Here is a 25,727-nt window from a genome sequence, read left to right as displayed (position 1 = left end):
GTAAACGGCTAGTGAGGGAAAGCGTAACTCAGGATAAAAAATTTATCAAACGGTAAAATTTTGAACTTTGTATCCGCATAAGTCTCTGTCTTTATTACATCAGTTCGCAGCGTAGGGTGCGTCCGAGCCTTCTCGATGAAGGATGGCATTCGCACCTTGCCAAAAATATTCATAAAAATTCAATTTTTTTCCGAACCTTGCGGAACCAAAGGTCCACGCGGTCGTTAATGCGGCATCCGGATGATGATCGCATCGACCCAACATGCGCGCCCCCAACCCATCATCCGGACTACTCACGGTCCCCTCCCGATGAGTGAAAACAGCCAGTGCGCCGCCCTCGCACTGGCTGTTTTTTGTTGAGGCCCGGCGCTGCGAAGCTCAGGGACGCTTTAGGATTTCAAATTCCGTCTCGGGGATCTGCAGGTAATATTCTATACGGCCAGGGACGAGCCGGAGTTCCGCCTTGCCGTTCATAGAGGAGGGAACGACGCGTTCCAGCACGGTCTTGCCGAAGCTGTTTTCGCTGAACTCGTGAACCTCTGTCCGGTTCGGAAGGATTTCCACCCAGGCGATCTCGATCGCTTTCTTGTCGTTGTGCCTGGCTTCCTTGCAGTTCAGCGTGATCGAGGAGCCGCCGCCGGCAATTGCTCCATAGGAGGCCGAATTGACGATGAGCTCATGAAGCGCCAATCCGAGATGTACGGCGGCATTCGGGGTCATATGCGCGTTGATGCCGAAGATCGGCATTGAGCCTGCCGTTTCCGGCCAATAGGGTGCGAACTGCTTTTGCGCAAGGTCGAAGAGATAGGCGCCGCGCCAGCTCGAATCCGTAATGAGATCCTGCGAGTTGGAAAGCGATTGAAGGCGGCCGCGGAACTTTGCAAGGAAGCTGTCGAGCGACAGCGTATTGCGGGCCGTCTGCGTCGCGATGCCCTGAATGATCGCCAGCAGGTTCTTGGAGCGGTGCGACAGTTCGCGCAGAAGCGATTTCAGCACCTTTTCACGGTGCCGCATCTCGGTGACTTCGGAAATGACCGAAAGAATGCCGAGGGAGCCGCCGTTGTTGATGCGCTGTACTTTGAGTTCGTAGGTCCGGACCTCGCCATCCACGTCCATATCGATCTCTGCATTGGTCGCCGCCCCGGTTTCGAGCACCTTGAACTTCAGGGTCCTCAGATAATCGCCATGCGCCTTGCCGAAGAGGTCGCTGTCGCTGCCGCCGGCGAAAAACAATTCGGCGAAATGGCGGGGAAGATTTTCGGCGTAGGAAAGTGTCAGCGTCGAATCCTGGAAGAGAATAGAAATTCCAGCGCTACTCAGCGCCCGCTCCATCATCGCGGACTTGCCCTCCAGCGCGAAGGGCTTGCCGGTTAATGGTTCTGTCGTATTCACCAGGCCGCCTTTCCTTCGATCCTTCTTGTTCAGCTGGAAAGAGGTTGCCATTTCAGGAACCCCGCTGGTCATTTTATGACCAAGCGTTGGAGAAACAGTTAAAGCTGTTGCCGGAGCGCCCCAGCTAGCTGGGAACGCCTCGCTATTGCCTTTGTTCCGTCGCTTTGACGGTTCTGCTTCATGCCGCGACCTTGGTGGATTCATTGAAGAATAGCGCCTGGCTGATCAAAGCCTTGACCATGTCTGGATTGAATGGCTTGGTGACCAGGAACGTCGGTTCCGGCCGCTCGCCTGTCAATAGGCGCTCTGGAAAAGCGGTGATGAAAATCACGGGCACGCTTGATGTCTTCAAAATGTCGTTCACGGCGTCGATGCCGGAGCTGCCGTCGGCAAGCTGGATATCGGCAAGGACCATGTTCGGTTTGGTCTTGTTGTAAAGAGCCACGGCCTCTGAATGGGTGCGGGCGATTCCGGTAACCTTATGGCCGAGGCTTTCGACCATCTGTTCGATATCCATCGCGATCAGGGGCTCGTCTTCGATGATCATGATATCGGTGGCCACCTGGCGGGAGATCTCCTGCGAGGCCTTGTCGAGCAGGCTCATCACTTCCTGGTCATCGGTCTCGAGGATGTCGGCGATTTCGCCGACGCGGAAATTCTCGACCGACGCGAGGATAAAGGCCTGGCGGGCAAGCGGCGAGACCTTGCCGAGGTTTACGGTCGCTCGCTGTTCCCAGGCGTAAGGCGATGCCGGCTCGGGAATCTGGATGGCGGTGGAACCAAACAGTTTCGTGAACAGTTTGTAGAGCGCGACGCGGTCGTTCTCGGTATCCGGGAAAATCGAAATATCGGCGATGATCGCTTCCAAAACAGCGGCAACGTAAGCATCACCTGAAGTCTGGGTGCCGGTCAGCGCGCGGGAATAGCGACGCAAATAAGGAAGATGCGGCGCAATTCGAGTAGAAAGTGTCATTAAAAACTCCCGTCCGTAGGCCATAACTGGCTCTAATGCAGTGGAAACGTCGCGCTATTAAAAAAGTTCCAGTATATGCGGAACTTTTTTCACAGCCTTGCATTATGCTGGCGACGAATGAAGGGCGTACCGCGATTTTGAGACTCGATAAACGGCAAGTATTTCAGCACCAACCGCCTCGGGCGGCGGAAGGTGCTGTTGGCATATCAAGCCGCAGCGCAAACGTATCGTCCATTCAGACAAAGACAACGGCAAGAAGCGACGAGTTGATGAAAAAGCAGCAGACAGAAGAACAGAATCAGCAGCGGCTCGAAACGCGCGCAAGCGATATCCTCGATCCAAACAACCAAATCGGCGTCAAACTGCGGTCCCTTTATGCCGCCGCGCAGGACGAGGCAATCCCCGATCGTTTTCTCGACCTGCTCGAGAAGCTGGACCAGGCTGAGATGTTGGCTTCGGCCAAACTGGCCGATTAAGGGCGAGCTGATGGATAAGGCTAAACCAAGCTTCAAACGCGAACTGCTGGCGGCATTGCCGAGTCTGCGTGCATTCGCGATTTCGCTGATCGGCCGGCACGATCGCGCCGACGACTTGGTGCAGGACACCATCATGAAGGCCTGGGCAAAGCAGGATCACTTCGAAATGGGCACCAACATGAAGGCCTGGCTTTTCACGATCCTGCGCAACGAACTTTATAGCCAGATGCGCAAGAGCGGCCGCGAGATCCAGGATAGCGACGGCCTTTTCACCGAATCCATGGCGATGCATCCGGCGCAGTACGGCGCCCTCGACCTGCAGGATTTCAAGAAGGCGCTTGATCAACTGCCGCCAGACCAGCGCGAGGCGATTATTCTCGTCGGCGCATCGGGCTTCTCCTACGAAGAGGCCGCGGAGATCTGCGGATGCGCCGTCGGCACCATCAAGAGCCGCGTCAACCGTGCGCGCCAACGGCTCCAGGAACTGCTGCAGATTTCCGGCGAAGCGGATTTCGGCCCGGATTCGACATCCGCGCCGCTAACATCGAAAGCCTTCGCCTTCTGATCCATGTGTTGAATGGGAGGAAAGCCGGCTGCCTCAGGGCGTCGGTTTTCGTTGTGCAGAAGCTGAAGGCTCGCCCTGAAAACTGGTCAGCAATGCCGGTGGTGCTGCTGCCCAGATTGATGGTCACCAGCTGTTCTCATGACCGGTATCGCTGGAGGTGAGTGCGGCTTGCGGGCACGGATTGCCGTTGCAATCTCGGGCGACCCGAGGCAAATATTCAGGTAGCCACGAACGGGTATGGGCCAGCCTTTGTTCGGGCTGGCCATCTCCGTCGGCACGCGCCTGGCCTTGGCGTGCACTCTATGGACAACCAGTGGGACGACGTTTGGCCGAAGCGGCCGGTTGGTCCCAACAATGGGACTTCCAGACTGGCTGGAGGTCACCATTGCTAATCGCGGCGCTTGGAGCCCATCAGGTTAGTTGCAACCAGCGCGGCAAGCACTCCTGCCGTCAAAAGCGGCTGTGAACGCACAAGGCCGATGCCGACGGCTGCCAGCGACTCGATCGCCAGGCGGCGCTCCTGCGCTCGACGCGCTTCCCGTGCATTCATCATCGTCATGATGATCAGCACGACGATGCCGATCAGCAGCGCGCATGCCGCAAGAAAGAGGGCAGCACCCACTGCTCCGTAGATGCCCGCGAGCCAGATTGTTCCGGCTGTCACCACAAGTACATAGGCCGTCAGAAGGAAGATGGCGGCGAGCACAATGAAAATACCGTTGCGCTTGGTTCGCGCAACGGTCCTTTGGAAACTGTTTCCTATCAAAAGGCTGAGGATCGGCAAGAGCATCGATCCTCCTTAACGGCGTGCGAGGAGCGCGAGCACGAGGCCGAAGGCGGCCGCCGCACCGATCGTTGCGATCGGATGCCTGCGTACCGTATGGCGAACTTCGTTTGCGCCGCGCAGATAGCTCTCCTGCAGATCGTGAAGCAGGTCTTCGCTGCGGCCGAGGAGTTCGTCATAGCCGGCGGCCGCCTGATAGCGGAGCTTCTCGCCGCGTCGCCGCGAATCTTTCGCAACCAGTTTCGTCAGGCTCGCGATTTCGTCGCGCAGGCTTTCGATCTGATCCTCGATCGTGGATTCGATGTCGTGAAGCGTACCGTTGCCATGGCGCCGGCCGCGGATGGACGGGAGGATGGAAGCCATGATGCTCTCCTTGGCATGGGCGCGCGCAAAGTCGCGCCGGTTTCAAACGTCAGCACCGATCATTGCAATAAGTAGTATCGCCCGGCATTGATCCAAATCATCGACACGACAACGCGCTTGCCAATCAAAAGTTCCGGCCGTTAGCGGCCGGCCAGCGCGCTGTGAGCCAGGACAAAGGGCGTTCCGTCCGTCGGAACCTGATTGATGCGCAGCGGGCATCCGAATACAGATTGCATGCGCTCGTCCGTGAGCACGTCGCTGACGCTGCCGGCAGCGCTTAGTCCCCCGGCTCTCATAAGTACGATCTGGTCGGCGAAAAGAGCAGTCAGGTTAAGATCGTGCATGACCGCGATCACGCCGCCGCCTGCGTCGCAAAATTTTCGTGCAAGGCTCATGATCGTCAGCTGATGGCTTATGTCGAGGCTGGATACCGGCTCATCGAGCAGCAGCCAGCAGGGTTTTCCCTTCACGACCGGCTCGCAGATCTGGCACAGCACGCGCGCGAGCTGGACGCGTTGCTGCTCGCCGCCCGAAAGCTCCTGGTAAAATCGGCCTTCGAAGCCTCCAAGGTCGACGGCGGCGAGCGCCCGCGCCGCGATCTGCTCGGCCCGTTCGGGGTGCAGGTTCAGCCCCGTCGTCAGTCCCATGCGCACGACCTCGCGCACCGTGAACGGAAAGGAAATGGCGCTTGCCTGCGGAAGCACGCCGCGAATGGCAGCCAGCTGCCAGGGTTCCATCGTCTTGACCTCCTCGCCGTTGATGCGCACGCATCCGTCGCACGAAAGCTCGCCTGAGATCGCCTTCATTGTGGTCGTCTTGCCGGAGCCGTTCGGTCCGGCGATCGCCGTCAATTGGCCGGCCTTCGCCGTAAAGCTGACGTCATGCACGATAGTCTTGCCCGACAGGCGGACCGAGATGCCGGAAAGTTCGATCATCGAAATTCACTTTTAGAGCGCAAGCCGCGAGCGCTGCCGCAACAATATCCACAGGAAGAAAGGTCCGCCGACGGCAGCCGTGATGATGCCGATTGGCAATTCGGCGGGCGCGACGATGGTGCGCGCCAGAACGTCGGCGAAGATCAAGAGCGAGCCGCCGAGAAGAGCGGAGGCCGGCAGCAGATAGCGATGGTCGGGCCCGATGATCATGCGAAGCAGATGCGGCACGACTATGCCGACAAAACCTATTCCGCCGCTGACGGCAACCGACGCGCCGGTTGCCGCGGCAACGGTTACGATCGCGATATTCTTCAGCCGCTGAACCGAAACGCCCATATGAAATGCTGCCGCCTCGCCAAGGGTTATGGCATTCAGTCCGCGCGCCATGAAGGGCAGGATTGCGAAAGATGCCAGAATGATCGGCGCGGCGGCGGCGATCTTCACCCAAGTTGCGCCTGCGAGCGAGCCCATGGACCAGAAAGTGAGATCGCGAAGCTGCTGGTCGTTGGCGATATAGGTCAGCAGCCCTGTCATCGCACCGGTGAGCGCTCCGAGCGCGATTCCAGCCAGCAGCATCGTGGCGACAGAGGTCTGGCCATTGGTCGTTGCGATCCGGTAAAGCAGCACCGTCGTGACAAGGCCGCCGCCGAAAGCTGAAACCGGCAGGGCATAGATTCCGAGAAGCGCAAATAATGGCAGGGCGATCGTTCCGCCGAGCACGATCATCACGACAGCGCCGAAGCTTGCTCCGGACGACACGCCGACGAGGCCGGGATCGGCAAGCGGATTGCGGAACAGTCCCTGCATCACGGCGCCGGAGACGGCGAGCGAGCCGCCGACGAGAAAGCCGAGGATCGCCCTAGGCATCCGGATGTCAAAGATGATGATCCGGTCGCGCGTGGTCAGCGCCGCCTGCGAACCTGCCACGTTTGCAATCACGTCGACAATCGAGGCATCCGACGCGCCGGTGGTCACCGAAAACAGCAGCGACAAGGCGGAACCCACCACGAGCAGGCCAATCACGAAGACCGCCAGGCGGCGCCGATCGCCTGCCCGGCGGTGCTCGCGAAACGCCGCTATCGAAAGAAGCGATCGTTTCCGTCCCGTCATGGCGGCCAGCAGAGCCATCTTAGCCCCCGTAGATGGCTGCGTTCAATTCGCGGACGGCGCCTGCCGTGCGCGGACCGAAGCCCAAAAGATGCAGGCCATCCATGCGGATGACCGCCTGCTTCCGGGCCGCGGGGGTCAGGGCGAGCGCCGGCTGCTTGAAGAGGTCGTCGTTGGCGGCCGCGTGACTGCCCTGACGGTTCATCATCAGGATCACGTCGGGCTTTGCCTCGACGATAGCCTCATCGGTCACCGGTTTGTAGCCTGAGAAGGTGCCGACGGCATTGATGGCACCCGCGAGCTTGATAATGCCATCAGCCGCCGTGTCCGCGCCGGAGGCCATGATCTTGCCGCCCTGCGTGCTGAGGATGAAAAGCACGCGCTTGCGTTCCGCTTCCGGCCGCTTGCCGGCCTCGGCAATCGCGGCATCCAGATCGGCGCCGACCTTGGTTTCCAGCGCCTTGGCCTTGTCGGACACTGCAAGCAACGTGCCGATCTTGTTTATCTTCGTCAGGATGCCGGCCCGATCATAGCTATTTGGAACCGTCTCGAACGGCACGCTGGCGTTCTTCAGGACGGTCAGCGCTTCAGGCGGACCGGATCCTTCCACCGCGATGATCGCGGTCGGGTTGACGGCAAGGATGCCTTCCGGAGAGAGAGCCCGCATATAGCCCACGTCCGGCAGCTTCAAGGCCGCGTCGGGATAGGTGCTGGTGGAATCGCGGGCGATGAGGCGGCCTTCTTCGCCAAGCGCATAGACGATTTCGGTCACGTCGCCGCCGACGGCGACAAGACGCGAGGTGTCTATCTTTTTCGGTTCCTCGGCCCGCGCCGCCCGGATAAAGCTATTTCCCGCCGTTGTGGCGGCCAGCAAAGGCAGCGCCATGACGGCTGCGGTCAGTGCCAGTTCGCAAAGCCGGAGGCGGCTCAAGTTCGAAGCTATTCTCATCGTTCCCACTCCCTTACGCTGCGATGCTCGTTCCGGCCTTCGGCAGGCTTTCGATGATCTCGCGCCAATCGGTACGCTCGTCGAAACCTTCCTTCCGCTTGCCGAAGAACTGGATGATCATTTCGCCGTTGGCGTCATAGGCTTCCAGAGAGGTGACATGGCCATCCTTGGTAGGCTTGCGCACGGCCCAGGTCTCGGCGATGTGGTCCTGGCGGAGATGCAGGTGAAAGGTCGGATCCATGATGTTGATCCAAGGTCCCATGGCCTGAACGGTAAAGATCGGGCCGGAATGGATCTGCACGATGCCGTTATTCGCGACAAAGCACATGATCGGCAGACCGGCCCTGACGCAGGCGTTCATCATCTCTGCCGTCGCCATGTTGTCGAGCTTCCAGGCGTAATCGTCGCCGACCGTGCGCAGCGCGGCCTGGCGGCCGATTTTCAGGCGCTTCAACATGCCGAAGAATTCATGCGTGTCTGTGAGCTTGCTCCAGTTGGCGCGCAATTCGTCGCGGTCGACGTCGCCCGATTCATCCTCTGAAGCGGAGATTTCGGCCTCGACGATTTCCTGCGACTGGTCGTCCAGCTTCAGATCAGCGATGATCGAGCGGTAGGCCTCGACGTTCGAGTTCGGACGCAGATGCACCTTGTGAACCGCTTTGCCAGCCTTGTCGAAATACTGCAGGCTGAGGCGTTCGTCGTCGCCGATCTTCTTCGTGACGGCAAAGCCATGGGCCCAGCGGGTCGGGAAGATGCGAAGGTCGATGTTTTCGCCAAGCACGATTGCGCTTTGCATGCCCATCTTGATGTTTTCGAAGATGCCGATTTTTTCGTGGACGGCACTTTCATTGCGCGACAGCGCCATGACTTCGCCGAGTTCGGCCACGCGCTCGAGAAGCTTCAGCGCGCTGGCGTCGATGCGAGTTGCGGAAATGCCGACTTCGGCGGCGACGAGGGCCGCTTCGGAAATGTTTAGCCGCGATGCGATATCGCGCTCGCGCATCTGCGGATTTTCGGCGCGGAACGCGCGAATTTCGGCCGGCGCCGGTCTGGTCTCATCAGTCATCTGCTACCCTTACTTATTGAGAATGAGTTTGCCCTGCCGGGTAATTTTCATGCGGTAGACCACGCCACCATGCCGGATCACGATCTCGTTCGCACCGCGGAAAATGTCCGCGCTTTCGATGGTGCGAATTTCGGCTGCCTCCCGCGGGAGAGGCGCATGCTTAAAGGTGTCTGGCTTCTCAACCATCATATCGGTTGGCAATTTTCCGCTGGTGCCGGGGGTTGTTTTCCTCCGGCCACGATACAATTAACTTGACTTTCATAGTCATCATTTTTTAAACACGCAATAGAAGAGTTTCACACTCAAGTTCTGAAAAATCAGTGGAGAAGCGATGATGGCGGCGGGCAGATTTGCAGCACTTTTGGCAGGCGGATTGATGGCGGCCGGAAGTCTTTGCTCCGCTTATGCGCAAGGCGGCGCCGCAACCGCCCCTGCAAATCCCCTCGAAGTCGAGTTGAATGCGCTGACGCCCTCGCAGAAGGGCTGCATGATGACCTTCGTGGCGCTCAACAAACTTGCAGCACCCGTCAACAAGATCTCGTTCGAACTTGCCTTCTTCAACGACAAGAACACCGTCGACAAGATCACCGTGCTCGACTTTCGCGATCTGCCGCAGGGCAAGAAGCGCGTGCGGCAGTTCGACATGCCGAATTTGAAGTGCGAGGCCGTGACCCGCATTCTCATCAACGATACGCCGGTCTGCGATGGCCCGGCAGCGGGCGAATGCATGAAAGGTCTCGTTACCCGTTCGCAGATTAGCGTTCCCTTCGAGGGGTGAGCAATTTGCGCCGGGGCGCTCTCCGGCGGGCTTCAGTTTCAAACCGGGCCGGGGCAGGCATATGGCAATTCCAGCGAAATCCAGGTTGCGACACGATTTCATCGTGGAGCAGGACGCTGACGGCTTGAACGACAATATGCCGGGCATCCATCCCGGGCATGAACTGCCCGAGCTGCGCCATGCGCAGCGCCAGCCCGCCGCAGAAGCCGTCATCCACTATGCGCGCCACTCGCTCATCGAATCCTTTCCGGAACATCCGCAGGCTCGCAAAACAGGAGCGGCAGACGTGCCGCCGATGGACCATGATGCCCTTGAAAAGCAGGCAAGCGAGCCGAAGCCGAGCAAGCGACGCGTAGCCACCGCCTGCCTGACCTCGTTTGCCTTTCATGCCATCCTCGTCACGGCTCTGGCAATGGGCTTGGCCGTGACGCCACACGACCCGGAGGAGGAAGCAGGCGAGGCAGTGAGTGTCGTCATTCTAGGCGATTCGGAAGCCGACCAGGCCTCTGCCGGCGATCCGGATCTGCAGGTCGAGCCGCAGCCGGAAGTCGTGGTTGCAGAGATGGTGCAACCGAAGACGGTTCAGCCGACAGAAGTCCAGCCGGCGGAGGTTCCACCGGAAAGGGTGCAGCCGACGCAGGCAGAGGCTGTAGAGCCAGTCCAGGAGGTTACGCGGGTCTCCCCGCAGACTGTGACCGCGGAAGAGCCTGAGGTGCTGACGTCGAACGTTCCCGCTGAGACCTCGCTCGTCCAGCCGATGGCCACGCATGCACCGGAGGAATTGAAGCCCGTCGAGCCGGTCGAGGCCGCCGAAGCGCTGCCGGAGCCGGTGCAGCCGGAAAAGGCACCGGCACCGACAGTCAAACCGAAGGCTGAAAAGCCGGCGCCGGTGGAAAAGAAGGAGCCGCCCAAGAAGACGGAAAAGAAGGTTGCCGGCTCTCAAGGCGAGAACAAGCAGGATTCCAGGCGAGGGGCCAGCGATGGAAGCGAGACGGCAGCCTCCAGCCACAATTCGCGCAGTGCCGGAAGCTCGGGCGGTGCCGGAAGTGCAGCCGTTGCAAATTACCCCGGCAAGGTGCAGTCGCGCATTCGCCGCACCGTCAAGGTGCCCACGGAATATAAGCGGATGAGCGCTGCGATAAGTGTCCGAGTGCGCCTGACGATCGGGGGCGACGGTTCGCTGACGTCTGTTTCCGTCGCGCGTAGCTCGGGAATTCCCGAGCTGGATCAAGCAGTTGTGGCCGGTGTCCGCCGTGCCTCGCCATTCCCGCCGCTGCCTTCTGAATGGGGCAAGCCGGTCTGGACCTTCACGCAGGACGTGCAGATCTCGGGCCGGCAGTAAAATATGACAAAACCTGTCAACTTTATACTTTACTGTAAAACTCAGGTTTAATAAGGTCCGTTCGCACACGTTAGAATCGTGTGACGATTAACGAGCGAACGGGTGATAAATGGCTCGGAAGGCTAGGAAGGGATCTAACCGGGAAATCCGCGTGAACGCGGATGTGGCAGCGCAGACGACGCAGCAATCTTCCGGTGGATCGAGACTGGATGGCCGCAGTTTCCTCTATGTCGGCGGCCGCGATTGCCAGGTGGCCCATCTGCGCCAGATCGCGAGCAGCTTCGGCGCCGAACTGATCCATCATGACGGCGGACTGCGAGAGGCGGTCTCACGGATCGATACGGTTCTGCCCTCCGTCGACTGCGTGTTCTGCCCTATCGACTGTATCAGCCACGATGCCTGCCTGCGGGTGAAGACCGGTTGCAAGAAGTTCGGCAAGGCCTTCATTCCCCTGCGAAATGGTAGCAAATCAAGCCTGGAGCGTGCGCTGCAGACCATGAACGAACGAGACAATTCCCGATGAAAGACCAACGCCCTGAAGGGCTCATGATGATCGGCCTGCACAAGCTCGCCGCCCAGAACGGCGACGGCCTCGTGCCCGAGCTCTACGATCTCCTCGTGAAAAATGCCGAGCGCCAGCAGCTTTATGCGAACGTGATGGAGTTTCCTGTCTGGGAAGCGCGCATGCCCGGAGAAAAGACCGATGCAGCGCTTGGCCGCGAGGCGGCAAACGGCAATAATGTCGTTGCTTTCCCGCACGCCCGCGCGGACGGCAAGAAGGTGTGAGGAACTGGCGATGTATATTGCGATGAACCGCTTCAAGGTCGCAACTGGCGCCGAGGCGGATTTCGAAAACGTCTGGCGCAACCGCGACTCCAGTCTTGCGCAGGTGCCCGGCTTCGTCGAGTTCCGCCTGCTGCGAGGCACGACGGATGCCGAGGAGGGCTATACGCTTTTCTCCTCGCACACGCTCTGGCAGAGCGAAGAGGATTTCCAGAACTGGACGAAATCCGAGAATTTCCGCACGGCGCACCGCAATGCGGGTAACCATAAGGTCATGTACAAGGGGCCGCCGGTATTCGAAGGTTTCAATGTCGTGGACGGCATATGAGCGGCGATCCGGACCGTATCGAAGTTCTGCCGGTCCTGCCCTCGCTCGATATCGACGAGACGCTTGCCTTTTATCGTGACGAACTCGGCTTTGCGCAGATCGTGCACCAAACGCCTGATTATCTGATCGTGAGGCGCGACCAGATGGAGCTGCATTTCTGGCGCACCAACGATGCCAGCCTGCCGGAGAAGACGTCGATCTATCTGCGCGGCGGACGCATTGCGGCCCTCCACGCGGAATATAGCGCAAGGGGCGTAAGGCATCTGACGGATATGCAAGTGCGGCCCTGGAACATGGAGGAATTCTACATCCATGATCCGCACGGCAACTTGCTGCGCTTCGGCCGCGTGCCGCAGCGCTAAGCTTGTGGTTTGCTGCGCATCAGGCCGCCGGCGGCGATCGCCAGCCAGCCGAGCATCATTGCCCAGCCGCCAGCTGGCGCGGCAAAGGGGAATAGCCCGATCCCCGTAAAACGCACCATCACGAGATCGCCGGCAAAGAGCAGTGTGCCACCGATGATCAGAAAACCGGCCAGACGGGCGGTTTTGATCTTCTCAAGACCGATTGCCAGACCGAGCAGGGCAGGGGCATGTGCCAGGCACATTGCGGAGGCGGAGGCTGCGAGCGCGGCTTCACCGCCGCCGTGCGCCGCTACGGCTGCAAGTGCCACGCCTGCCGCGCCGAAGAGACCGGCAAAGACGAAGAATAGCGGTGCGGCACGCGTGTTCGAGATCATGGTTGGACCTGCTCCCTGTTCTGCATGTGAAACGCCAGCCGTTTGATCGGCGGCCAGATGATCTCACGCAGCTTCTCGTTAACAATCGTCTCGTCCATTGCACGTCGAAAGCAGAGCAGCCACTCGTCACGCTCGACCGGGCCGATCGCGGCGGCGAAATGGCGGCTGCGCAGTCGCGGGTGGCCGCGTTTGTCGGTATACAGTGGCGGACCGCCGAGGTAGCCGGTCAGATATTCGTAAAATTTCTCCGCGCTGCCTTCGAGACTTGGCGGATGGACCGCGCGGACGCGCCTTGCTTCGGGCAGCGAGTCCATCAGCTCGTAGAAACGCTGCGTCAGCGCCCTCACCGTGAGATCTCCGCCGATCGCCTGATAAAGCGTGATTGCCTCTTCCATCAAATTCCGCCTCCTGAACTCCGCTTCTTAATGCACTTCCACTGCCCTGATCGCAACCGGTTGCGACGGTCCGCGGCATTTCACCCAGCAGGGTCAGAACGCAGATTCTGATTGACAAAACCGTCCAGACGGTATTTTTAGGACAACATGTCAACTGCTCATCATCGCAAGAAACAGCCCGTTCTCGTGCGCCGGCAATTGCTGGATGTCGCCGCACGCCTTGCGACGGAGCAGGGCATGGCGTCCGTGACGCTTGATGCCGTCTCCGGCGCATCGGGCATCAGCAAGGGCGGCTTGCTGCACCATTTCCCGACCAAGAATGCGCTGCTGGATGCGTTGTTCGACAGTCTGCTCGAACGTTTCGATCAAGAGCTCGAGGAACTGATGCGGGCCGATCCGGTGTCGCACGGGCGCTTCACGCGCGCCTATCTTTTCGTATGCGCCGACATCAAGAAAAGGACGGATGACTCCCGTCACTGGACGCAGGTGACGATTGCAATGCTGGCCGAGCCGCGACTGCGCCAGCGTTGGCGGGAATGGGTACGGAAGCGGGCCGACGAATATGTCGGCACCGACTCGTCGATCGACGCTCAGATCGTGCGCTTTGCTGCCGATGGTCTCTGGCTTGCCGACGCGACCGAGAGCCACTTGATCGGTACTGCCGAACGCAGCGCGCTGATTGGCCGGCTTACTGAACTTACCAAGCGCTAATTTTTCAAAGGACAGAACCATGAGCCCGGCTGCCGTCTACGCGCTGCTTTTCGCCGCAATCGTACTGGAAGTGATCGGCACGACCGCGCTGCAGCTTTCGCAGCAGCTCACGCGTTTCTGGCCAAGCGTACTTCTCGTCGTCTGCTACACGGCTGCCTTCTACGTCCTGTCGCTCACTTTGAAGGTGATACCGGTCGGTATTGCCTATGCGATCTGGAGCGCATTGGGGATAGTGCTGATTTCGGTGGTCGGGTTTGTCTATTTCAAGCAGCGGCTCGATCTTCCCGCCGTGATCGGGCTTGGGTTGATCATTACCGGCGTTTTGGTCGTCAACATCTTTTCGAAGTCCATTTCTCATTGATTTCTCTGGACTTTCTTCGCTCATTGCCGTGTTTTGGAGGAGGGGTGCCAATAGGTCTGTGTGCCGGGTGCGTTGACGAGCATCGCGAATGCCCCAAATGAGCCGGTAAGGAAGGCACAGGAGCCGATTGAAAAGCGCGGCCCGAAACCGCACCGAACGGCCAAGCCGCTCACTGCTGAGGAAGCATTCATGCGACTACTCGTTCTTGGTACGGGCGTAATGGCGAAGAACCAGTTGCGCCATTTCGCGCACATGGATGGTGTCGAGGTCGTCGGCGCGGTCGATACCGATCCAGATCGCCTGAAGCTCTTCGCCGATGAATTCGGCATCGAAAAACGCTTCCTGACATTGAACGACGCGATAGCCTGGGGTGATTTCGACGCTGCGACGAACGTCACGCCTGACCGCATCCATCACCCCACGACCATGGCGCTGATTGCTGCCGGCAAGCATGTACTTTGCGAAAAGCCGCTGGCGGAAAACTATCCGAAGGCTTTGGAGATGACGGAAGCGGCGGAAGCGGCCGGTGTCGTCAACATGGTCAACCTCACCTACCGCAACGTCGCGCCGCTGCAGCGCGCCCGCGAGATGGTGCTTGCCGGCGAGCTCGGCACCATCAAGCATGTCGAAGCATCCTATCTGCAGAGCTGGCTGGTGTCGCGGGCCTGGGGGGACTGGCGCACGGAATCGACTTGGCTCTGGCGGCTTTCGACCGGTCACGGTTCCAACGGTGTGCTCGGCGATGTCGGCATCCATATCCTCGACTTCGCCGCCTATGGCGCGGCAACCGACATCGACCACGTCTTTGCGCGGCTCAAGACCTTCAACAAGGCGCCAGGCGGCCAGATCGGCGAGTATCTGCTCGATGCCAACGACAGCTTCACGATGTCTGTCGACTTCGCCAATGGTGCGCTCGGCGTCATTCACGCGACCCGCTGGGCGACGGGCCATCTCAATGAGCTGAAGCTTCGCATCTACGGTGAACGGGGCAGCCTCGAGGTCATTCACCGGCCGAACGGCTCGCAGCTGCGCGGCTGCCTCGGCGAGAACATCGAGAGTGCGACCTGGAGGGACATCGAGGTCGCTCCGGTGCCAACAAACTACCAGCGCTTTGCCAAAGCGGTGATGAGCGGCGTGCAACCAGACCCCAACTTCCGCCATGCCGCCAACCTGCAGAAGGTGATTGATCTTGCCATGATCACCGAGCGTGAACGGCGCGAACTGAAGGTGTGATTTCCTCGCGACGCATACGAAAGTCGTGGCGCCCTCTGCGCCGACGCTCCATTAGTGGACGATATCAGTTCCAGGCGGGGGAACCGGGAAGACGCTATCCAGAGGAAAGCGGCGGGTCTCTGCATGGGAGACCGCAGCAAGCGCGCTACTTCTTCTCGCGCGAAGTTCCTCCTGGATGATTGAGTCCATGCCGAACTTGAAATTCCTGGTGCTGAACCGCGCTGCATGCGTGCGAATGGTTTCGGGGTCGAAATCCTCGGCATGTTCCTCGAACGACCGCACTGCATCGACGATGGCTTCAACGTTCTGCTCGTAAAATAGGAGGCCGGTTTCTCCCGGCACGACCGTTTCAAGCGCTCCGCCACTGCCAAAAGCGATGACCGGTCGGCCGCTCGCCATGGCTTCCACCGGGACAAGGCCGAAATCCTCCTCCCCGGGGAATATCAGGGCGCGGCATCGGGCGAGTTTTTCCTTGAGAACCGAAAAGGGCACACGCCCGAGGAATTTCACTGTCGGCCCGGCGATCGACTTCAGCATGGCAAGCTCCTTGCCTTCGCCGATGACGACGAGATTGCGCCCCATCTTGGAAAAGGCCCGCACGGCAAGATCGACCCGCTTGTAGGAGACGAGCTGCCCGGCGCAGAGATAGAAGTCCTCGATGGTCTCCGAGGGCGAATAATCCTCGACTGCCACCGGCGGATAGACGACCGTGGCGGAGCGTCCGTAATACTTGCCGATGCGCGCTTTTACATGGTGCGAGTTCGCGACGAAACGGTCGACGCGCATGCTGGTGCTGACATCCCAGGACCGCAGAAGCGGGGCGAGCACCGGAAGCATTATTCTGGAAGCGAGGCCGGCATGCGAACGATAGACGTGATAATGATCCCAGATATAGCGCATCGGCGAATGGCAGTAGCAGACATGTGTCGAATGCGGCGGAGCAATGATGCCTTTGGCAGGGCCGGATTCGCTCGAGATGATGAGGTCGTATCCGCTGAGATCCAGGCTTTCGAGCGCGAACGGCATCAGCGGAAGCAGCGACTGATAGTGCCTGACGGCACCCGGCAAGCGCTGCAGAAACGACGTCTTGACGATATGTCCCCTTATTTTTTCGGAAACTCGGCTTTCATCGTAAACGAGCGTGAAGATGTCGGCGTCTGGGAACATGTCGCAGAGGGCCTCGACGACCTTCTCGCCGCCGCGCATCGAAACCAGCCAGTAATGAACAATTGCGACACGCATGATGTCTCCCTCGCCAACCAGTCTGGCCATCATCGTTGAAGCGGAGGGCATTCCACAGCGCTTAGATTGGTCTGCTACGGCCTTAAAACGGTGTAGAGCCACGGCCGAAAGACCTATGTGGAGCGGACACTGGGCCGAAATTACTGCAACTGGAGGAAGCGGACGGCGGTTTTCTACTCCGTCTTCCCCAGATTGGACTAAAGCAGGCTGCCTCGCGGTGGATTTACTCGAATTGCATTAGGCGCATCATCGTCGTTCAGCGGTTTGCTCGCTGCAGAATGACGAGGAGAACAAGGTCGCGCCATGCCCATTGCTGCCGTACGCAATTCAATAACCGCATTGCCCGGCGCCCGTCGTGTCCTCCGCTTCATCATGGCGGCAGGGCTCATTGGCACCGCTTTCACCGGACAAGCCGTCCATGCTGCAGACGACAGCTACCGAATCCGAGCGCAGACCAGGATGAAGGTCTCGGTGGTGGAATGGGTGTCTTCAACGGGCGAGTACAAGGAATGGACCGCTCTCAACGGCGAATATGCCGTGTCTCAGCGCGGCGATATCTCGATGCCGATGGTCGGCGAGATTGCCGTTCTCGGCAAGACGACGCAAGAGACGGCGCTCCTGATCGGCGACAGGATCAAAAAACTGACGGGGCTTGCGACCGCTCCGATCGCCTCGGTTGAGATCGCCAAATACCCAATGGTCTACGTCACCGGTGCCGTCGAGCGGCCGAACGAGTTCGAATTCAGGCCAGGACTGACCGTCAAGCAAGCGCTTGCCCTGGCTGGCGGGCGGGAACGCCGCAATGACCGCTCCGGCGAATATGCCGACGCCGAGCAGATTCGCTATGCCGGGGAATTCAGCCGGCTCGAGCTTCAAGCAAAACAGCTCATGGCCCGCCGCGCCAGGCTGATCGCCGAGCTCAACGACAAGCCTTCCGTGGATTTTCCACCGGAACTGACCGGTGCCCCCGAAGGTTCAGTCGTGGGCCAGATACTGAAAAGCGAGAGCGCTCTGTTTACGGCAAGAGCCGACGCCTTGCGGCACCAGCTGGAATCTGCCGCAGATCTCATGAAGCTCTTGCGAAGCGAGATCACTGTGCTCGACGAAAAGATGGTGGCGCAGGAAAGGCAAGTCCAGATCGCCCAGGATGAGCTTGGCGACATCTCAAAACTCGTCGACACCAAGATCCTGACCACCTCCCGCAAGACCTCCCTCGAACGCATCGTCGCCGATATGCAGAGCGACAAGCTTGATCTGGTCGTCGCGTCCATGCAGGCCAAGCAGAAGCTGAACGAAACCGAACGCGAAGCCCTCAACCTGAAGGGTCAGCGCAAGACAGAGGTGGGGCAGGAACTGCAGGTAACAGAAGCGGAGCTGGAAGACGTGCGGTTGAAGCGCTCCACGACCGTTCAGCTGCTGCAGGCCGCAGGCGCGTCCGTTTCGCGCTACGAAAGCCTTCAGGCCGTCGACGTGCAACCGCTCGAATATTGGCTGACCCGCGGCGGCGATTCTGGCACCACCGCTCCGGTTCCAGATAGCGCTCAGCTCGAGCCGGGGGATGTGCTGGACGTTCGCTACAATGTCTCCAAGAACCTGGACGGTTCGATGCTTTCGTCCGCCAATCCTCCTTTGCGGGTGCAGTAAACCATATGAATTCGAGGATCGGGCAAAACAATATGGTTGTTCACGATATCGGCAAGCTTATCCCCGGCGACCAGTTCGGCAAGAAGCAGTCACCTGACACGGAAAACATATCGTTTGGCGACATATGGCGCTTTCTGCGGCGCCACACCCTGATGCTCGCCTTTTTCACGACGGTGGGCGCTGCCGCAGGCGGTGTTTATGTCGCTACCCAGCCGCCGCTCTTCTTCGCGGCTGCCCGCCTCGTCATGGATCCCGAGCAGGGCCGGATCGCGTCTCAGGATGCCTTCACCGGCACGATCATCATCGAGGCGGCTGAAATCGCCAGTCAGGTGGAGATCATCCAGTCGGAGCCGATCGCCAAAGCGGTCATCAACAAACTCAATCTGTCCGAGGATCCGGAAATCCAGGATAATTCGTCCTGGCGGTCGATCGCCAAGGACTGGCTGCATTCGATGATGAGCGAAGCGGCCGCACCCATCGCACCCGGCCAGGAGGCGTCGGACGAGGAGATACGTATGCGCAGGACGATGGCGTCGTTCCTGTCGAGGGTCTCCGTCGTCAGGGTAGGGCAATCCTATATCCTCGAAATCGGCTACAAATCCACCGATCCGCAAAAGGCGGCCCGCGTCGCGAACGCGCTTGCGCAAGCCTATATGGATTCGGCCGTCGCCGCGCGCGCCGCAGCAGCGCAAAGCGGAGCGAACTGGCTGGAAACCCGGTTGATCGACGTGGAAAAGCAAGCCCGGCAGGCGGCATTGGATGCGGAAGAATTCCGGGCCATGAACGGCATCATGGATCTCGGCACCACGTCGTCTCTGGACCAGCAGCAATTGTCCGAAATCAGCAGCCAAGCCATTTCCGCAAGCGCCGAGACCGCTGCAGCGTCCGCCAAGCTCGATACCCTCAATCGGCTGATGGCAGGGGAAGCCGTTGGCGGCAGCGTTCAGGAAACCATCGACAACCCCCGCATACAGAAACTCCAGGAGGATGTCAGCCTTGCCACGACCAGGCTGAACAATCTGATAAGCCGCTACGATCCCGGCAATCCCGCGATCGCGGCCGCAAAAGAGGAAGTGACAAGGCTGAGCGGAGAGATCAGGAACGAATTCGTCCGCATCCAGGAGGTATACAAAACGAACCTTCAGGTGGCCCAAACCCGCGAACGGCTCCTCAATGACCAGATGGCGGCTTTGACTGCTACCGGCACGGACAAGAACCTGGCGCGTGTGAAACTGACCGAAATGGAAAGCCGTGCGACCACCTATCGCCGCATCTATGAGGGAATTCTCCAACAACTGACGGGCACGCTGCAGAAGCAGTCCTTTCCGCTCGGAGATGCCCGCGTCGTGACGGCCGCATCCGCGCCGCTGACGAAGAGCTCGCCGAAACCCTCCATTATCCTGCCCTTCACCACGCTGATGGGCCTGGCGGGTGGTCTGATGATCGCGCTGCTTATCGATGGAAGGGGCAAGGGGATTCACCTGAACCCCAGACTGCGGCAGGAACTCGGTATAGCTTCGCTCGGGAGCCTGCCCCTTCAGGGCGCAACGGTAGTCTTGCCCGCCGGGGCAAAGGCGGCAAACTTGCAGGCCGCGATGCCGCTGCGGGGCGTGCTCGATGCGCCCTATTCCGATTTCACCGAAGCCTTGAGAGGCGTGAAGAATTCCATTGGTGCGGCATTCCGCCCCAACTCGCCAATGGTAATCGGCATCACCTCGGTCGGCAGCGGCGAAGGAAAGACGACGGTTGCGGCGAACCTCGCGCAGCTCTACCAGAATGAAGGCACGCCGGTCGCCCTCGTCGATGCCGATTTCCAAAAAGGCTTCCTAAGCAAAGTGGTGAGTGCCGCCGGGGAGGATTTCGGGCTCAGCCTGCTGCGGATGGATCATGTTGGCGCGCATGAGCCGCAAGCCGCCGAACATGTCGTGGCGGGTCACGACGAGCACGGCCGCAGGAGCAGGAGGCACAGGGACGACGAGCATGCTGAAGCCTCCACGCTGGTTCCCGTGCTGACTGTCGAGGAGACCAAACGGTCTGCTGCGTGCCACCAGATATTCGGTCATCTCGCCGCGCTCAAGACCGAAATCGAGCTGCTGCGTCAGAACTACGGCGTCGTCATCGTCGATCTTGCGGCCTTCGAGGACTCGGCCGATACCCGGCATATCTTCAACTACCTGGATGGTATCGCTATTGTCGTCGGCAAGCCGAAGAAAATGACCATCGAGCGGCTGTCTGCCGCGCTTGCGAGCTTCGGCACGTCGCGGGTAAGCCTGCTCGGCATCATCGCCAATCGCAGCAGCGGCAGGAAGCGTTCACCGGGAAAGCCTGCTTCGTCGCGGCCAAGCGAACCTGCCCTGAAACCGGCCGCTTCCCATCTGATCCTCAATGACAAGCCGCGCGGGCGTCCGCTGAAGGTGGCTGTCGGCATCGCGAGCTCGGGCAGGCGCGAAATCCTTTCTGCCGTGCTTCCCCATATATCGCACCAGACGCGACAGCCCGAGGAGGTCGTCATCTGCGTGCCCTCGCTTGAGGATGTCGACCGAACGAGCCTTTCCTCGCTTGCCTGCCCGGTCAGGGTGCTGGTTTCAGAGCGCGGTCTTTGCCTTCAGCGCAACACAATTCTCGACAGCATCGTCGATGCGGATGTGGTGCTCTTCCTCGACGACGATTTCCTGATGACCCCCACTTATATCGAGGACACCGAGCTGCTGTTTCGCACCCGGCGCGATATCGTCATGTCGACGGGTACGGTCATCGCCGACGGCATCACCGGCGCAGGTATCTCGGTCTGCGACGGCCTGAAGCTGGTGCAGAAGGTCCGCCGCCCGCAGAAACGGGAGAAAGCCTTCAAGCCGGTCTATAACGCCTATGGCTGCAACATGGCTATCCGTGTTTCGGCGATCGTGGCTTCTGGAGTCCGGTTTGACGAGAACTTGCCATTTTATGGCTGGCTTGAAGATGTCGACTTCAGCCGCATGATGGCGCGATATGGAGAAGTCGTATGTGCCGACCACCTGCAGGGCGTGCATCTCGGCACGAAGGCCGGGCGGACGACCGGCATCAAGTTCGGATATTCGCAGATCGCCAATCCCATCTATCTCGTGCGCAAGAACACCCTGAGTTCCGGACGGGCGGCTGCGCAAATGGGCCGGAACCTGGCCGCCAATCTTGTCAAAGCCTGGCGCCCCGAACCCTGGGTGGACCGGAAAGGGCGTCTGAAGGGCAATGCGATCGCAATTTTCGATCTTCTGACGGGCAGGCTTGCACCGCAGAAAATCAGGACGATGGGGTAGGATCGTGATTCAGCGCTATCCCGATCGTGTTGTCGTCATCAATGACCGCTCGACCAAGGTCGGAGGAGCCTCAAACCTGGCCATCCTGTCGGCGCAACTGCTCAAACGCGCCGGCATTCCAGTAACCTATCTGGCGGGCGATGCGGCCGGAAGCGAGCTGCCGGCGGATGATACCATCAATCTCGGCGGCACGCCGCTGACCGTCCAGGGGCGCATTGCAGCCTCGATCAGCGGCCTTTACAACAGGCAGGCGCTCGATGCCGTGCGCGAGGTCATCGATAGGGCCGACACGGCCTCGACCATCTATCACATCCATGGCTGGTCGAAGATCCTTTCGCCCTCCATTTTCCGAGCCCTTTGGCCCGTCCGCCAGCGTGTGGTTCTGCATGCACACGATTATTTCCTGTGCTGCCCAAATGGCGGCTTTGCGAACTATCGGAACGACACCGTCTGTACCCTCACGCCTATGTCGGTAGCGTGCATGATGACGCAATGCGACAAACGCGGCTATCACGAGAAAATCTGGCGTTCTGCACGCCACATGCTGCGTGAGCGGCTCTATCCGACGGACGAGCTCCCGGCCAATATCGTCATCGTGCATCAGCGGATGCGTGAATATTTCGAGCGCGCCGGCATATGCACCGATCATATCGAGACCATTCGCAATCCGGTGGAGCCGTTTCTGCGCAGAGGGGCCCAACCCTGGAAGATGCAGGATTTCTTCTTCGTAGGAAGGCTCGAGCCGGAAAAAGGGTTCGAGGATGCCGCGCGGGCGGCGCGACTTGCCAATGTCAGGCTCCAGATCATCGGCGATGGTGCCGGCCGGTCGATATTGGAACGCGACTATCCCGAGGTCGTCATCCACGGCTGGAAAGCCAAAGGTGAGATGCATGAACTCCTGAACAATGCGCGCGCCGTCGTCGTCTCGTCGCGCGTGCCGGAACCTTTCGCGCTTGCAGCCGTCGAAGCGATCGGAAGCGGAATTCCCGTCATTGTGCCGGACGCCGCCTTGTTGGGGAGCGAGCTTGAGGAATTGGGTTGTGCGCTGACATTCAGGACGGGGAACATCGGATCGCTGGCGACGGCGATGCGATGCCTCGCAGCCGATGATGCGGTGGTTCGCTCCATGAGCTTGAACGGCATCAGCAAGGCACCCGGTCTTGCTCATTCGCCGGAAACCTGGGGCGAAGCGCTGATCGCTCTTTACGTCCGGATCCTGGCGCGAACGAGCTTGGCTGGTGTTGCCGGCAGGCACCCTGAACGAGCGCGAAATCGATCAGCTGTCTACCGACATCCGTTCATTTAACTGAACGATATCAGGAAGATACCCTCATTGAAAGCAGTTGCGTCCTGTCGTTCATCGACAGTTTCAAAAGGTCAATAAACCAATGGTCCCTTCATCGGTAGTCAAGCCTACTTCTATCTGACTAAGGCTTAGCCGTTCTGGTCAATTGTCTATTCCGACCGACACTGCCAACCTTAACTGTGGGTTGAGATATAAACGGGGTTTTCAAATGCTATCGTTCTTTGATGGCGTTGCTCAGAACGGGCAATCGGCTCGGCTACGACGGCCGACGTCGAGAGATTATCGCCTGAAGCGTGCCGGGGACATCCTGATTTCCGGATCGGCGCTGTTTTTCTTTCTGCCGTTTTTCGCGCTTATCGCGGCGGCCTTGCTGCTGGTAGATGGGCGGCCGCTCATTTTCCGCCACGAGCGTGTCGGCCGCAACGGTCGTTCGTTCCCATGCCTGAAGTTCCGCTCAATGCGGAAGGACGCCGACACGCGGCTGGCCAGCATTCTCGCCAACGATCCCGTGCGCCGCGCCGAATGGAATGAAACCCAGAAGCTGGTCAACGACCCGCGCGTCCATTGGCTTGGAAAATATCTTCGGATGACGAGCCTCGACGAGCTGCCGCAGCTCTGGAACGTCTTTTGCGGCGATATGAGCCTTGTCGGGCCGCGGCCGATCGTGGCCGATGAAATAGAGCGTTACGGCCGTCGGATCCACTACTATCTAGCCATGACGCCGGGCCTTACCGGTCTATGGCAGGTGCACCGGAACAAGGACACGACCTATGATGAGCGGGTGCAGTTCGACGTCGACTATTATCACAGCTGCTCGATGTCGGCTGACTTGAAGATTATCTGGAAGACGATCGGCATCGTCCTATTCGCGCGCAACGAATCTAGCAGATAAAAAAGGCCATCACGGCGCCCCATATCACCAGGCAAAAGAGAATGGCCGCCCACCGCAGAACGAATTTTGCGGTGGGAAAACGCGTGCGTTCGAAAGGGACCTTTGAATGCATCCGTCCGGCCTCCTGCCGACGTTTCAACACCAAGACGCCTTGGCTTCGAAACTGGTTGGGCTTAGACGCCGTGCTTCGCGCAACTTCCAACTGAACTGCCCGCAAAACGTTCGTCGCTTCGACGAAGACAATAGCAAGCAGGAATGTCACTCGACATGCCAGTTATGCGTCCGATTGGTGCTCCTTTTATTGCGATTCTCATGCATCTCGCAAGTGTACTTGGCTTTGTCATCGGTTTTGTAGCCTGATCTATAAGGGGAGCAGGAGCTATATTTGACAGCGGCTTGCTCTTCTGATCAGAGACGCGGTTACATCCTTCCTCGGCTTTGATCGAGCCGGCCGAACCGCATTCATTAAATGGCCGGCCTGAACCTTTTTCTCAGAAATTGCATGACGAAGTCGTATTCATGCAGTCCTTCGGACGAAGACATGCGGGCCATGAAAAACATGCTGCCAAGATAGACAAGGGCTGCAGCGGCGGCCGTTGCAATCGATAGCCACATCTGGCGCATAGGATGGTCGACGGAGTCGCCGAGATAAATTCCCGGCACCAGGCACAGCGCCATCAGCAAGACCGGAGCGAAATATTTTGCCCCTTCCTTGGCTTGCCGGGCAAGGCCCAGGCCGATCGATGCACGGACGATGGCAAGCGAAGTGGCGAGGCTTATCGCGGCGGCAATCGCCTGTCCGGCCAGTATGCCATTCAGCCCGTAAGCATATCCGAGCGAGCAGATCAGCATCAACTTGGAAAGAAGCTCGATGACATTCTTGACGATGATCAGATGGAGCTTGTCGGCCAGGAAGCAGATGGAATTTACGAGTGCCGTCGGAAGGCTGATGATGGCGATCAGCGGCAGGCATGTGAGGATGAAGGCGGCACCATGCCAGGAAGGCCCAAGCAGTAACGTGACAACCACATCGGCAAGGATCGACAGAAATACGAGCGCCGGCGCGACCAGGAATACGATCGTGCATGTGGCGCGCAGATAAGCTTCACCGAGTTTTTCATGCGACGGGATCTGCGAGAATGCGACGAGAAACGGCCTGAAGAGAGGTTGGACCACCGACTGATAGGGAACGGCAGTAATGTCGCTTGCAACGGAATAGCGGCCGAAGGAAACCAGGTCCATAAAGCGCGGCAGGAGGAGTTTTTCGAGCTGCCAGTTCACCGATTGGAGAATTTGCGAAAGCATGTACCATCCGACGATGGGCGCAAACATCGACCAGTCCTTGAGTGACAGCACTGGCCGCTGTGGTGCAAAGATATAGGAGACGATCATCATCAGCATTGGACCGACAACCGTGCCAACCGCAATTGCCCAGTAGCTTCCGGTATACAGGGCCATGGCTACGGCAGCACATAAGGAGGCTATCTTGCCCGCGGCCTCCAGGATGAAGTCGGGACGAAAATCGAAGCGCTGCGTAAAAAGTATCAGCTTCGGGCTCTTAAGTCCGCGCATGACGGGCGCCAGGGAAAGCACGCAGATCAGGGTAGTCAGCCGCGGCTCGTCATAGAACAATGCGAGCGGATAGGCGAGCGCACAGAGCAGCAAGCCAACGATTAGACCCCTTGTCAGGCCGATCGTCAGAGCCGTGTTGAACATATCCTCGGTTGGCGACGGGTCTCTGATGAGGGCGGCGGCAACCGGCATCTCGAAAATGGCCTCGGCTATGAGAACCGAGGACATCGCCATAGCCACCAGTCCGAAATCCGATGGGCCGAGCAGGCGTGCCAGACACAGGAGCGTTATAAAATCCAGTGTCTTCGAAGCCAGCTTGCTGCCGACCGTCCAGGTGCCGGCTTTTGCCGTCAGGGTGGATAGCGACGATGGCTCATGCGAACTCATTAACACTACTCCATCGGTGCCGGCACTTTCAAGACTACCAAAATACGGCGAAGGACGGAGCACGGCCAAGGTGCCCATAAGCGTAACTCCCTACCGACTTTGGACAGCTTGTCT

Annotated in this window: 28 protein-coding genes; 15 read left to right on the top strand and 13 right to left on the bottom strand. The window is 59.3% G+C overall.

All coding sequences use genetic code 11. The features are described 5' to 3' along the window. Positions 1-378 precede the first annotated feature (378 nt). Together AM571_RS14630 and AM571_RS14625 are read right to left on the bottom strand one after the other, a co-directional pair. Positions 379-1,332, bottom strand: a complete 954-nt coding sequence (locus AM571_RS14630; protein WP_074063260.1) for a sensor histidine kinase — start codon at positions 1,330-1,332, stop codon at positions 379-381. A 238-nt stretch (positions 1,333-1,570) separates the two neighbouring features. After that, positions 1,571-2,365 (bottom strand): response regulator, encoded by a 795-nt coding sequence (locus AM571_RS14625; protein ID WP_074062027.1) that lies wholly within the window; start codon positions 2,363-2,365, stop codon positions 1,571-1,573. A gap of 269 nt (positions 2,366-2,634) precedes the next feature. Between AM571_RS14625 and AM571_RS14620 the strand changes: the two genes are divergently transcribed. Then, positions 2,635-2,841 carry a NepR family anti-sigma factor gene (locus tag AM571_RS14620; RefSeq protein WP_074063259.1) on the top strand — a complete coding sequence of 69 codons (207 nt, stop codon included), beginning with the start codon at positions 2,635-2,637 and terminating at the stop codon, positions 2,839-2,841. 10 nt (positions 2,842-2,851) lie between these two features. Then, on the top strand, positions 2,852-3,406 hold the full coding sequence (locus AM571_RS14615; RefSeq protein ID WP_022717008.1) for an RNA polymerase sigma factor: 555 nt from the start codon (positions 2,852-2,854) through the stop codon (positions 3,404-3,406). Between the two features lie 388 nt (positions 3,407-3,794). Here AM571_RS14615 and AM571_RS14610 read toward each other — a convergent pair whose 3' ends face one another. From AM571_RS14610 to hemP, 7 genes are all read right to left on the bottom strand, one after another. After that, positions 3,795-4,196: a hypothetical protein gene (locus tag AM571_RS14610; RefSeq protein ID WP_074062026.1), complete on the bottom strand. Its 402-nt coding sequence runs from the start codon at positions 4,194-4,196 to the stop codon at positions 3,795-3,797. Positions 4,197-4,205: 9 nt separating this feature from the next. Then, positions 4,206-4,553: a DUF883 family protein gene (locus tag AM571_RS14605; RefSeq protein ID WP_074062025.1), complete on the bottom strand. Its 348-nt coding sequence runs from the start codon at positions 4,551-4,553 to the stop codon at positions 4,206-4,208. Between the two features lie 140 nt (positions 4,554-4,693). Further along, positions 4,694-5,488: a heme ABC transporter ATP-binding protein gene (locus AM571_RS14600; RefSeq protein WP_074062024.1), complete on the bottom strand. Its 795-nt coding sequence runs from the start codon at positions 5,486-5,488 to the stop codon at positions 4,694-4,696. 12 nt (positions 5,489-5,500) lie between these two features. Next, positions 5,501-6,616: a FecCD family ABC transporter permease gene (locus tag AM571_RS14595; RefSeq protein ID WP_074062023.1), complete on the bottom strand. Its 1,116-nt coding sequence runs from the start codon at positions 6,614-6,616 to the stop codon at positions 5,501-5,503. A 1-nt stretch (position 6,617) separates the two neighbouring features. Next, positions 6,618-7,544: a heme/hemin ABC transporter substrate-binding protein gene (locus tag AM571_RS14590; protein ID WP_074062022.1), complete on the bottom strand. Its 927-nt coding sequence runs from the start codon at positions 7,542-7,544 to the stop codon at positions 6,618-6,620. 13 nt (positions 7,545-7,557) lie between these two features. Next, entirely contained in the window at positions 7,558-8,610 is a 1,053-nt protein-coding gene (locus AM571_RS14585; protein WP_074062021.1) for a hemin-degrading factor, read from the bottom strand. Between the two features lie 9 nt (positions 8,611-8,619). Next, positions 8,620-8,799 carry a hemin uptake protein HemP gene (gene hemP, locus AM571_RS14580; RefSeq protein WP_074062020.1) on the bottom strand — a complete coding sequence of 60 codons (180 nt, stop codon included), beginning with the start codon at positions 8,797-8,799 and terminating at the stop codon, positions 8,620-8,622. 145 nt (positions 8,800-8,944) lie between these two features. On the opposite strand from hemP, the gene AM571_RS14575 reads away from it, so the two are divergent. The 6 genes from AM571_RS14575 (at position 8,945) to AM571_RS14550 (ending at position 12,203) form a co-directional block, all read left to right on the top strand. Further along, positions 8,945-9,388, top strand: coding sequence for a hypothetical protein (locus AM571_RS14575; RefSeq protein WP_074063258.1), 444 nt, complete (start codon positions 8,945-8,947; stop codon positions 9,386-9,388). 61 nt (positions 9,389-9,449) lie between these two features. Then, positions 9,450-10,730, top strand: a complete 1,281-nt coding sequence (locus AM571_RS14570) for a cell envelope integrity protein TolA (protein ID WP_074062019.1) — start codon at positions 9,450-9,452, stop codon at positions 10,728-10,730. Positions 10,731-10,839: 109 nt separating this feature from the next. Beyond that, a complete protein-coding gene (locus AM571_RS14565) occupies positions 10,840-11,253 on the top strand; it encodes a DUF2325 domain-containing protein (protein ID WP_074062018.1) in 414 nt (137 codons plus the stop codon). Further along, a complete protein-coding gene (locus tag AM571_RS14560; protein WP_074062017.1) occupies positions 11,250-11,516 on the top strand; it encodes a hypothetical protein in 267 nt (88 codons plus the stop codon). Before AM571_RS14565 ends, AM571_RS14560 begins: the two co-directional genes overlap by 4 nt. A 10-nt stretch (positions 11,517-11,526) precedes the next feature. Then, the gene (locus AM571_RS14555; protein ID WP_074062016.1) at positions 11,527-11,841 is read left to right on the top strand and encodes an antibiotic biosynthesis monooxygenase family protein; all 315 of its coding nucleotides are present in this window, start codon (positions 11,527-11,529) and stop codon (positions 11,839-11,841) included. Beyond that, entirely contained in the window at positions 11,838-12,203 is a 366-nt protein-coding gene (locus AM571_RS14550; RefSeq protein ID WP_074062015.1) for a bleomycin resistance protein, read from the top strand. Before AM571_RS14555 ends, AM571_RS14550 begins: the two co-directional genes overlap by 4 nt. Here the strand turns inward: AM571_RS14550 and AM571_RS14545 are convergent. Further along, on the bottom strand, positions 12,200-12,577 hold the full coding sequence (locus tag AM571_RS14545) for a DUF423 domain-containing protein (RefSeq protein ID WP_074062014.1): 378 nt from the start codon (positions 12,575-12,577) through the stop codon (positions 12,200-12,202). The genes AM571_RS14550 and AM571_RS14545 overlap by 4 nt on opposite strands. Then, entirely contained in the window at positions 12,574-12,975 is a 402-nt protein-coding gene (locus AM571_RS14540) for a group II truncated hemoglobin (RefSeq protein WP_074062013.1), read from the bottom strand. Before AM571_RS14540 ends, AM571_RS14545 begins: the two co-directional genes overlap by 4 nt. Positions 12,976-13,119: 144 nt before the next feature. Between AM571_RS14540 and AM571_RS14535 the strand changes: the two genes are divergently transcribed. The 3 genes from AM571_RS14535 (at position 13,120) to AM571_RS14525 (ending at position 15,277) form a co-directional block, all read left to right on the top strand. Further along, positions 13,120-13,683: a TetR/AcrR family transcriptional regulator gene (locus AM571_RS14535; protein ID WP_074062012.1), complete on the top strand. Its 564-nt coding sequence runs from the start codon at positions 13,120-13,122 to the stop codon at positions 13,681-13,683. Between the two features lie 19 nt (positions 13,684-13,702). Continuing rightward, on the top strand, positions 13,703-14,044 hold the full coding sequence (locus AM571_RS14530) for an SMR family transporter (protein WP_074062011.1): 342 nt from the start codon (positions 13,703-13,705) through the stop codon (positions 14,042-14,044). 189 nt (positions 14,045-14,233) lie between these two features. Continuing rightward, the gene (locus AM571_RS14525) at positions 14,234-15,277 is read left to right on the top strand and encodes a Gfo/Idh/MocA family protein (protein ID WP_074063257.1); all 1,044 of its coding nucleotides are present in this window, start codon (positions 14,234-14,236) and stop codon (positions 15,275-15,277) included. Between the two features lie 51 nt (positions 15,278-15,328). On the opposite strand, the gene AM571_RS14520 is transcribed toward AM571_RS14525, so the two are convergent. Beyond that, positions 15,329-16,519 carry a glycosyltransferase gene (locus tag AM571_RS14520; protein WP_081377144.1) on the bottom strand — a complete coding sequence of 397 codons (1,191 nt, stop codon included), beginning with the start codon at positions 16,517-16,519 and terminating at the stop codon, positions 15,329-15,331. A gap of 303 nt (positions 16,520-16,822) precedes the next feature. On the opposite strand from AM571_RS14520, the gene AM571_RS14515 reads away from it, so the two are divergent. From AM571_RS14515 to AM571_RS14490, 4 genes are all read left to right on the top strand, one after another. Then, on the top strand, positions 16,823-18,163 hold the full coding sequence (locus tag AM571_RS14515) for a polysaccharide biosynthesis/export family protein (RefSeq protein WP_074062010.1): 1,341 nt from the start codon (positions 16,823-16,825) through the stop codon (positions 18,161-18,163). Between the two features lie 32 nt (positions 18,164-18,195). After that, positions 18,196-21,456, top strand: coding sequence for a Wzz/FepE/Etk N-terminal domain-containing protein (locus AM571_RS35695; RefSeq protein ID WP_196776283.1), 3,261 nt, complete (start codon positions 18,196-18,198; stop codon positions 21,454-21,456). 4 nt (positions 21,457-21,460) lie between these two features. Next, a complete protein-coding gene (locus tag AM571_RS14495; protein ID WP_074062009.1) occupies positions 21,461-22,762 on the top strand; it encodes a glycosyltransferase family 4 protein in 1,302 nt (433 codons plus the stop codon). Positions 22,763-22,970: 208 nt separating this feature from the next. Continuing rightward, entirely contained in the window at positions 22,971-23,654 is a 684-nt protein-coding gene (locus AM571_RS14490) for a sugar transferase (protein WP_074062008.1), read from the top strand. 465 nt (positions 23,655-24,119) lie between these two features. On the opposite strand, the gene AM571_RS14480 is transcribed toward AM571_RS14490, so the two are convergent. After that, positions 24,120-25,613 carry an oligosaccharide flippase family protein gene (locus AM571_RS14480; RefSeq protein WP_074062006.1) on the bottom strand — a complete coding sequence of 498 codons (1,494 nt, stop codon included), beginning with the start codon at positions 25,611-25,613 and terminating at the stop codon, positions 24,120-24,122. Between the last annotated feature and the right edge of the window lie 114 nt (positions 25,614-25,727).

The sequence above is a fragment of the Rhizobium etli 8C-3 genome, assembly GCF_001908375.1.
In the GTDB taxonomy this organism is placed as follows: Bacteria; Pseudomonadota; Alphaproteobacteria; order Rhizobiales; family Rhizobiaceae; genus Rhizobium; species Rhizobium etli_B.
This window is presented reverse-complemented; position numbering and strand designations above follow the sequence as displayed.

What these genes read in the sequence shown, in the direction of transcription:
- AM571_RS14630 (WP_074063260.1), bottom strand. Translation starts at nt 1,332, where the DNA reads ATGGAGCGGGCGCTGAGTAGCGCTGGAATTTCTATTCTCTTCCAGGAT.
- AM571_RS14625 (WP_074062027.1), bottom strand. Translation starts at nt 2,365, where the DNA reads ATGACACTTTCTACTCGAATTGCGCCGCATCTTCCTTATTTGCGTCGC.
- AM571_RS14620 (WP_074063259.1), top strand. Translation starts at nt 2,635, where the DNA reads ATGAAAAAGCAGCAGACAGAAGAACAGAATCAGCAGCGGCTCGAAACG.
- AM571_RS14615 (WP_022717008.1), top strand. Translation starts at nt 2,852, where the DNA reads ATGGATAAGGCTAAACCAAGCTTCAAACGCGAACTGCTGGCGGCATTG.
- AM571_RS14610 (WP_074062026.1), bottom strand. Translation starts at nt 4,196, where the DNA reads ATGCTCTTGCCGATCCTCAGCCTTTTGATAGGAAACAGTTTCCAAAGG.
- AM571_RS14605 (WP_074062025.1), bottom strand. Translation starts at nt 4,553, where the DNA reads ATGGCTTCCATCCTCCCGTCCATCCGCGGCCGGCGCCATGGCAACGGT.
- AM571_RS14600 (WP_074062024.1), bottom strand. Translation starts at nt 5,488, where the DNA reads ATGATCGAACTTTCCGGCATCTCGGTCCGCCTGTCGGGCAAGACTATC.
- AM571_RS14595 (WP_074062023.1), bottom strand. Translation starts at nt 6,616, where the DNA reads ATGGCTCTGCTGGCCGCCATGACGGGACGGAAACGATCGCTTCTTTCG.
- AM571_RS14590 (WP_074062022.1), bottom strand. Translation starts at nt 7,544, where the DNA reads ATGAGAATAGCTTCGAACTTGAGCCGCCTCCGGCTTTGCGAACTGGCA.
- AM571_RS14585 (WP_074062021.1), bottom strand. Translation starts at nt 8,610, where the DNA reads ATGACTGATGAGACCAGACCGGCGCCGGCCGAAATTCGCGCGTTCCGC.
- hemP (WP_074062020.1), bottom strand. Translation starts at nt 8,799, where the DNA reads ATGATGGTTGAGAAGCCAGACACCTTTAAGCATGCGCCTCTCCCGCGG.
- AM571_RS14575 (WP_074063258.1), top strand. Translation starts at nt 8,945, where the DNA reads ATGGCGGCGGGCAGATTTGCAGCACTTTTGGCAGGCGGATTGATGGCG.
- AM571_RS14570 (WP_074062019.1), top strand. Translation starts at nt 9,450, where the DNA reads ATGGCAATTCCAGCGAAATCCAGGTTGCGACACGATTTCATCGTGGAG.
- AM571_RS14565 (WP_074062018.1), top strand. Translation starts at nt 10,840, where the DNA reads ATGGCTCGGAAGGCTAGGAAGGGATCTAACCGGGAAATCCGCGTGAAC.
- AM571_RS14560 (WP_074062017.1), top strand. Translation starts at nt 11,250, where the DNA reads ATGAAAGACCAACGCCCTGAAGGGCTCATGATGATCGGCCTGCACAAG.
- AM571_RS14555 (WP_074062016.1), top strand. Translation starts at nt 11,527, where the DNA reads ATGTATATTGCGATGAACCGCTTCAAGGTCGCAACTGGCGCCGAGGCG.
- AM571_RS14550 (WP_074062015.1), top strand. Translation starts at nt 11,838, where the DNA reads ATGAGCGGCGATCCGGACCGTATCGAAGTTCTGCCGGTCCTGCCCTCG.
- AM571_RS14545 (WP_074062014.1), bottom strand. Translation starts at nt 12,577, where the DNA reads ATGATCTCGAACACGCGTGCCGCACCGCTATTCTTCGTCTTTGCCGGT.
- AM571_RS14535 (WP_074062012.1), top strand. Translation starts at nt 13,120, where the DNA reads ATGTCAACTGCTCATCATCGCAAGAAACAGCCCGTTCTCGTGCGCCGG.
- AM571_RS14530 (WP_074062011.1), top strand. Translation starts at nt 13,703, where the DNA reads ATGAGCCCGGCTGCCGTCTACGCGCTGCTTTTCGCCGCAATCGTACTG.
- AM571_RS14525 (WP_074063257.1), top strand. Translation starts at nt 14,234, where the DNA reads ATGCGACTACTCGTTCTTGGTACGGGCGTAATGGCGAAGAACCAGTTG.
- AM571_RS14520 (WP_081377144.1), bottom strand. Translation starts at nt 16,519, where the DNA reads ATGCGTGTCGCAATTGTTCATTACTGGCTGGTTTCGATGCGCGGCGGC.
- AM571_RS14515 (WP_074062010.1), top strand. Translation starts at nt 16,823, where the DNA reads ATGCCCATTGCTGCCGTACGCAATTCAATAACCGCATTGCCCGGCGCC.
- AM571_RS35695 (WP_196776283.1), top strand. Translation starts at nt 18,196, where the DNA reads ATGGTTGTTCACGATATCGGCAAGCTTATCCCCGGCGACCAGTTCGGC.
- AM571_RS14490 (WP_074062008.1), top strand. Translation starts at nt 22,971, where the DNA reads ATGCTATCGTTCTTTGATGGCGTTGCTCAGAACGGGCAATCGGCTCGG.
- AM571_RS14480 (WP_074062006.1), bottom strand. Translation starts at nt 25,613, where the DNA reads ATGAGTTCGCATGAGCCATCGTCGCTATCCACCCTGACGGCAAAAGCC.